Source organism: Emticicia sp. (assembly GCF_043780375.1).
Lineage (GTDB): Bacteria > Bacteroidota > Bacteroidia > Cytophagales > Spirosomataceae > Emticicia.
In genome coordinates, this window is record NZ_JAYWCU010000249.1 from 1 (window position 1) to 7432 (window position 7432).

3 protein-coding genes and 1 pseudogene are annotated in these 7432 nt (G+C 36.5%); all 4 read right to left on the reverse strand.

Features of this window, described 5'->3' with window-relative positions:
- Positions 1–741 (reverse strand): annotated as a pseudogene (locus tag ACH2CJ_RS18740) (hypothetical protein); the annotation flags it as partial.
- Between the two features lie 133 nt (positions 742–874).
- Complete coding sequence (locus tag ACH2CJ_RS18745) at positions 875–2344, reverse strand: rubredoxin (RefSeq protein ID WP_394995210.1); 1470 nt, start codon at positions 2342–2344, stop codon at positions 875–877.
- Between the two features lie 17 nt (positions 2345–2361).
- The gene (locus ACH2CJ_RS18750; protein ID WP_394995213.1) at positions 2362–4188 is read right to left on the reverse strand and encodes a 3-coathanger stack domain-containing protein; all 1827 of its coding nucleotides are present in this window, start codon (positions 4186–4188) and stop codon (positions 2362–2364) included.
- 76 nt (positions 4189–4264) lie between these two features.
- On the reverse strand, positions 4265–7432 hold a 3168-nt coding region (locus tag ACH2CJ_RS18755; RefSeq protein WP_394995215.1), incomplete at its 5' end, for a molybdopterin-dependent oxidoreductase.

The window sequence follows — 7432 nt, forward strand, 5'->3', positions numbered from 1 at the left end:
TTGACTAATCCAGAACTTTGCTGAAGATGCCGAAATTTTTCCACAATTATCAAAAATTAGTTTAGACAATGTATAATCTAATACTTTGCCTTTCAAATATTTTTGGGCTATATTTCCTTTATCCGTAAGGGCTTTTACTTGGTCTGCATATTTAGTAAATTTTTGTTCTTGCGAGTTGAAATAAGTAATAAAAAACGGAAGAAAACTCCTATAACTCTCTGATAATAAGGCAGTTTCATCATTTATTTTTTGGGGATCAAGAGCCTCTGTCATTACAGAAGGAAGAGAAACTACTCTTGTTAATTTGGTATCCATATTACTACGAATGATAGAATATGAAAGCAATAGATGCCAATAATTCCAGCGAATATTACTTTCAACTAATTTTTGAAATTCGGCAGAAAGTTTATCTAAATTTTGGTAGTTTTTTAGAAATGACAATTGATTTTTACGGTCATCGTAAAGTGTCATTTCCCAATCATCTACATTGGCAGAAAGTAGTTGTTTATATCGAATTTCTTTCTCAAAAGTATTAGGAAATTTCTTGTTAAATTCTGACATAAAAGCCTGACTTTCAGATTCTTTTAATAAATCATTGACTTTTATAATGATTTCGGAATCACCATATTGTAGAAAAACATCGGAGCTATCAGGCTTTGAAAAACTGATGTTCGGGCGGAGTTCCGTCTGAGCAAAGGAAATGATGGGAAAAAGGATTAGAAAAAATAAATTCTTCAACATAGTTTTGATTATTTGTTTTCACTTACAAAACTAACGAAAATCTATGCCAAAGAATTCTAAAATTTATAATAAATGTACGATGAGTTTACAAACTCGACACCTTGAGAAGTAACGAATTAGTAAATCCGTTATACTAAATTACCATTTCTATCTTTACTTCTATAACTTTAAAATCTTTTTTATGAGCCTCACAAGTAGGGCAAGTATAGCTTGCAGGGAGTTTTGAGAAGGCTATACCGGCAGGAATATTGTTTAGTAAATCACCAAAATCAGCATCATAAATTGTAAAACAACTGGGGCATTGATGCACTTTTTTGGTACTCGGACGAGCCACATCTTTATCTTTATGGTCATCTCGCAAACCTGCCGCCTGTATTTCATTTTCAGCAATCATTTTGTTATATTTCAGCACACTACGGCGTAATTGCTCATCTAAATTGACACGTAAAATAGTTGTTTCAAAATATTTTTTTGTTCGCCCATTTGGGTTAAAATCTTCGGTATATGAAATGTCATACACAAAATGTAAGGGTATAAAATTAAACAATTTAAAACGTCGCCTCTGCACCATTATTGAGGCATAAACCTCAGTTCGTGGACGAGTTTTTATACCAAAACACAAGCCAAAAGTCCGCAAATCTTGCTTATCGAAAGTATCTACCAAGCCTAATTTTAATTTCAGAGCATCGTCCGAATCGTCTTCTACTTGCCAGTTTAGTTCATTTGCAGCATGACGAACATTAATATTAAACTCTGATAAGACATTACTCCATTTTTCTCTATTTTTTTCATCTATACCTTTGATAATCAATGATTTAAAAGGGGTTAAGCAAATCTCGCCAATTTTGGTTTCTTGACACAATTCGCAGAGTTTTATTAAAAATTTTACATTAAAATATTCATTTCTACGATAGATTCCTAGCCATGTTTTTTTACCATAACGATTAAAACCTTCATAATAGGGCAGCGTAAATTTGGCAGGTTCGAGTTCTGTTTCTTTTGGAAGCGAAATCAATGACGGGATTATAGCAAAAAGTGCATCAATATTATCAATATATTGCTCTTCTTGAATCAAAATTTGCTCTTCTAATTGCCTACAAACTTTCGGGATTTCGTTTGAAAAAATGAGTTTATCGAAACTAAAAACTTTGTTGGTTTTAGGTAATCTAATGTATAAATACCAAAAATTTGGGTTTGAAGATGAAATAAAATTGAGATGCCCTGAAAAATAAGGCGTAAAACTTTGTTGATTATCCGAAATATTGATTTTTAGCAGGGATTTATAGTCAAATAAATCAAGAATGTCTTTATAAATTCCCTCAGTGAGCCAATTACCTTTTTGGAAAACCTCTTCGGCTACATATGAGCTAATAATATTTGGATATTCGTTGCTATCTACCTGAAAATCAATACTTTGCAAAAGCATAGCTTGCTCAAAAGTCCGAGCAAAAGGGTGCGGCAAATGTAAAATTAACTGCTGACGAAGCCCAAAACGCACTTCATCAAGTTGCGATTCTTGGGCAGCTTTCAATATGTATTTCAGTTCACCAGGCGAAACAATTCCGCCTTTGAAGTTAATTCGTATGGTATAAAAATCTTTCATTTAATAAAATTATTTTTTCAATTTACACACCCTCCTATTAATACTAAAAACTTTGCACCACTATTTGCACGAAACCCAGGATTCATCAAAATGTATTTATTTGCTTTGTAAAGTACATTTGCTCCAGAATAAATAATATTATTTGCTTGAATTCTATCTACCCCAATATAATTTACAGTACCTGTAATGGGTGCGGTGATAAGTAATGGATTCTGTATTGAAACTATTTTATTGGTACTAATACTCCCTTGTGGATTTCTTGCTGTAAGTGTAACTGTATAGTTGCCAATATTTACATATTGATACGTTGGATTTGTTTCGGTGGAAGTTGTGCCATCACCAAAATTCCATAAATATGTCATTGGTTCATTGACTGATTGGTTCTGAAAAGAAAACTTTTTTAAACAATTATCATCTTGTGTTGCAGTAAAATTAGCAATCGGTGCAACAAGCAATGGCATAGTAATTTTCCAAATAGACCCAAACAAATCTGTTGCATAAATTAGGTTTCCAACTTTTTCTGCATCAGTTAGTTTATTAAACCCTCCTACCAAGCGAGTTACATTTACTTTATAATTTATTGTTATAGGGTCGTAAACTAATCTTAACTGACATAAATCCCCTGCAAGGTCTTCTGGGGGAGAATACCCTCCTCCTGAGCCATTTTCAGGTGAATATGAAAGCATAAAACCTGAACCTGTATATGGCATTTGCAAGGTACTATCAACATCAAAAACTAATCCCACAGGAGAGCGATGACTGGTAAAAGTTGTTGCTTCTGTTGCTTGGAACATAGCTCCAGTTGTTGGATTTCTTACCCAGTTAGCATCTGGACCTAAATTTTTGACTGGTTCAATAAAAGTTACTCCTGCCGGTCGGCTCGGGTAATTTGGGTCATTATAAAAACTATTTATTTCATACTCATTTACTGGAATTAATTTATCTTGACTTGGGACATAAGGTGTATATTGCATTGGAGTATCATTTCCTCCCATTCGCCAAGGAAAACCAAAATGTTTATTTTGTCTTATCCAATTCATTTCTTCGGGGTCATCTCTATCTCCTGAGTTTTCAATACCAAATAGTTTTTTGTCCCCACTCAGTGCCAAGTCAAATTCATTACGAACACCTTTTGCAAAAACATAGCCACTTGCATCAAGCGAAGTTTCATTGTTTTGTAGGAAAATACCATTGGCTGTAAGAGGAATTCTGAAAATTTTTGTTGTAAGCGGCACTTCTCGAAAGCCTGTGTAGCTTCCTGAATTTTTTACTTCTCCGTGGTCAGTTCGTGAGCCGCTCGCTACATAAACCGAATCTTTGTTTTTGGAAAAACAAATTCCTGCAAACGCATGATCGAAAAGTGTGCCTGACGAAGGATAAACTGCGGTGGTTAGCATCGTTGTCCATTGGCGAGTACCATTTGGTTGAATTACACATTTTTCAACTACACCATAACCATCAAAATTGGCACTATTATTATGATTTCCTACCAAAATAAATGTATTATTATAATATACCATACCTTGCAAGTGCGTAATATGATGTTCACTTGGAGGAAAAAAACCTGTTTCGCTTCCTGCCACGCCATTCACAATTGGAATCTTAAAAACCCAACCGTCGGTATTACAAGTATAAAGTGTATTTGTGAAAGGATCATGCACAATACGCACTGGTTGATGATTAAGAGTTTTAAATAGGGAAACTGTAATGTTGGGTTTTATAGGTGTGGGCAATGAAATTGACGTGAGATTTTTGGATTGTTCTTGATATTCTTTATGTGTTTTTTCTTGAGCAAAAGAATTTTTCAAAACAAATAGTAACAGCAGTAATAATATTGGTTTCATAGCATTTTATATGGTTTCAATATTGAAGTTTAAAATTGTATAGAACAAATTTACAAAAGATAAATTCAACATCAAACTACGCCTCCACCAACTCCCTTTTCACAACATTTTCCAAAATCATTCTGACTTCTGGACGGCAACTTCCACAGCCTGTTCCAGCTCCTGTTTTTTGGCAAAGTTGTGTAAAATCTGTGCAGCCATCATTAATAGCATTTTCAAGATTTCCTTGTCCAACGCTGTTGCACGAACAAACTAATTTGCCCAAAACTGGCTCAGATTGCTTTCCCGAACGCAACAAAGCCAAACGTTTTTCGGATAATTCGATGCCATTAGCAATCAAATCTCTAAATTCTAAAAACTCCGATTTATCGCCAATTAAAATTGCACCTACCAATTTGTCGTTATGAATGATACATTTTTTATAATAATGTTTGGCTTTGTCGATAAACGTCACTTCCTCATAATCAGTACTTCCCGAAGGAATTTCGATTATTCCGAGCGAACAAAGATTGAGTCCGTGCATCTTCAAAAGATTCATCGAAAGACTGCCTTTATAAAAATTTGACAAGTCGCCCGCCAAGAATTTTGCTACCACTTCAGCTTGTTGTTCGGCAGCGGCAGTAATACCCCACATTTGTTTTTGCCATTCGGCAATTTCGCCACAAGCAAAAATATCAGGGTCGGAAGTTTGCATATAATCGTTTACTTCTACGCCTCTATTGCACTGCAAACCTGCCTCACGTGCCAACAGAATCGTTGGAATTGTTCCTGCTGCAACAATAATTGCATCACAATCCATTTTTTGACCCGATTTTAGTCGAATTCCTTCAATTGCGAGGCGTCCCTCATTTTCTCTACCATAAAACTGTTCAACCTCATCATTATAATAAACTTCGATGCCACGAGCCACAATTTCTTCATGCAAAATATCGCTACCGAGTGGGTCGAGTTGTCGATCCATAAATCTTCCGATACGCTGCACCACCGTTACATTTATGCGGTTCGTCGCCCGATTCATTTCTCGCAAAGAAGCAGCCATTTCTAGCCCCAAAAGTCCGCCACCTACTACCACCACATGACGCATACGAACCCCTCCCCGACCCTCCTCGACAGGAGAGGGAGTTATAAATGGTAAAAGTGTATCAGCATCCAAACGGCTACGCATATTGAAAATACCTGCCATTTTTGGGAAATTTTTCGGCATAAATGCCTGACTTCCCATACCCAAAAAAAGCTTATCATAGCTATGTTCATTGCCCAAATCATCAACGACAACTTTGTTTTTTCGGTCAATATGATTAATTCCGATGGCTTTATGAACCTTAATATTGTTTTCAGTAAATTGGTCTTCACGTAATTTTACCAATTGCTCCCACGACTGCGTACCGCTAATATAATCTGGAAGCATGACTCGGTTATAAAAAGGATAAATTTCCTTTGAAAATACCTCAATATCATCGGTTTGATTGAGTTTTCGGTAAGCTGAAATGAAACCCAAACCAGCAGAACCTGCCCCAATGATGACAATTTTTTCTTTCAATTTTACATATTTTGTTACTTCAACCGCCGAAAACTTAAAATCTGGTTCTTTTGAGCGAGTATCTACTAAGTTATTGGTCAAGTTGTTGGCTCGTCCAAAATCATTTCCCATAACTCGACCCCAATGCATTGGCAAGAAGCAAGATCCTTGTTTTACTTCGTCTGTGATTTTGGCTTTTACTCTAACATTTCCTCTTTTTCCTGTAATTTCTACAATTTCATCATCTGAAATATTACGTTTTTTAGCATCTTTTGGGTGAATTTCTAAGTATGGAATCGGTGCATGCTGATTCAATTTATTAACTCTGGCCGTTTTTGTCATCGTGTGCCACTGGTCACGAATACGCCCAGTGAGCAAAATCATAGGAAAATCTTCGGTCAATTTTTCCGAAAGATTTTCATCTGGCACAGCATGAATTTTTGCTCTTTTGTTAGGAGTGTGGAATTGATGGTCACGAAAAAGTCCAAATCCCGATCCCGGTGGAGGAGCTATTGCCAAATCTCCCATTGGGGGTTGGGGGGCTGGCCATTGAACTGTTCTTTCTTTCAAAAGCTCATAACTAACTCCCGTAATATCAATATTTGTTCCTCTTGTAGTTTGTGTAAATTCTTTATAAATTTCGCTGAAATTATCGTAGTTGAATTTATCGCCCCAACCCATTTTTTTTGCAAAACGACAAATAATCTCTGCATCGGGAAGAGCTTCGCCTGGGGAATCAATTACTTTACTCAAATGTGTAATTCGTCTTTCAGCATTGGTCATTGTGCCTTCTTTTTCTGCCCAAGCGGCAGCAGGAAGCACGACATCGGCAAAATTGATAGTTTCAGCACGATTAGAAACATCTTGAACGACTACAAATTTGGCTTTTTTCAATGCTAATTCTGCCATTCGAGAATCAGGAATACTTACCATTGGATTAGTACAAATAATCCAAATTGCTTTGAGTTTTCCATCTTCCAAGCCCTTAAACATTTCAGTAGCAGTTAAACCAATTTTATCCGAAATGGTTGTTCCCCCCCAAAACTCTTCCATTTCGGCTCTATGCTGTGGATTGGCAATTTCACGGTGCGATGCAAGCATATTTGCCAAACCACCAACTTCACGCCCGCCCATTGCATTTGGCTGACCTGTAAGCGAAAAAGGTCCATTTCCTGCTTTACCTATTTTACCAGTAATCAAGCTAAGATTGATAAGCGAAAGATTTTTGTTTACGCCAATCACCGATTGATTTAGCCCCATTGTCCACATCGATAAGAAACCTTTTGCTTTGGAAATCAAGGTGGCGGTTTTGAGAATTAGTTTTTCTTCAACGCCACAAATTTCGGCGGCTTCGGCAAGCGTTCTTTCAAAAACTTTTGTTTTATATTCATCAAAGCCATCGGTATGATTTGCTACGAAAGCATTATCAAGCCAAGAGTTTTCTATTAAAACACGTCCAATTGCATGGTTTAAAGTAACATCGGTGCCAGGATTTATCTGTAAATGAATATCAGAAGAAGTAGCTGTTTGCGTGCGACGTGGGTCAACGGTAATGATTTTTACATTCGGATTTGCTGCTTTATGGGCTTCCACTCTTCGCCAAATAATCGGGTGGCACCACGCAGGATTTGCTCCTTCGACTAAAATACAATCCGATTCTTCAATATCATCATAGCAAACTGGTACAGAATCTTCACCCAGAGAAAGTTTATAGCCAACCACCGC

Coding starts and splice junctions, on each gene's coding strand:
- ACH2CJ_RS18745 (WP_394995210.1), bottom strand. CDS start 2,344: ATGAAAGATTTTTATACCATACGAATTAACTTCAAAGGCGGAATTGTT.
- ACH2CJ_RS18750 (WP_394995213.1), bottom strand. CDS start 4,188: ATGAAACCAATATTATTACTGCTGTTACTATTTGTTTTGAAAAATTCT.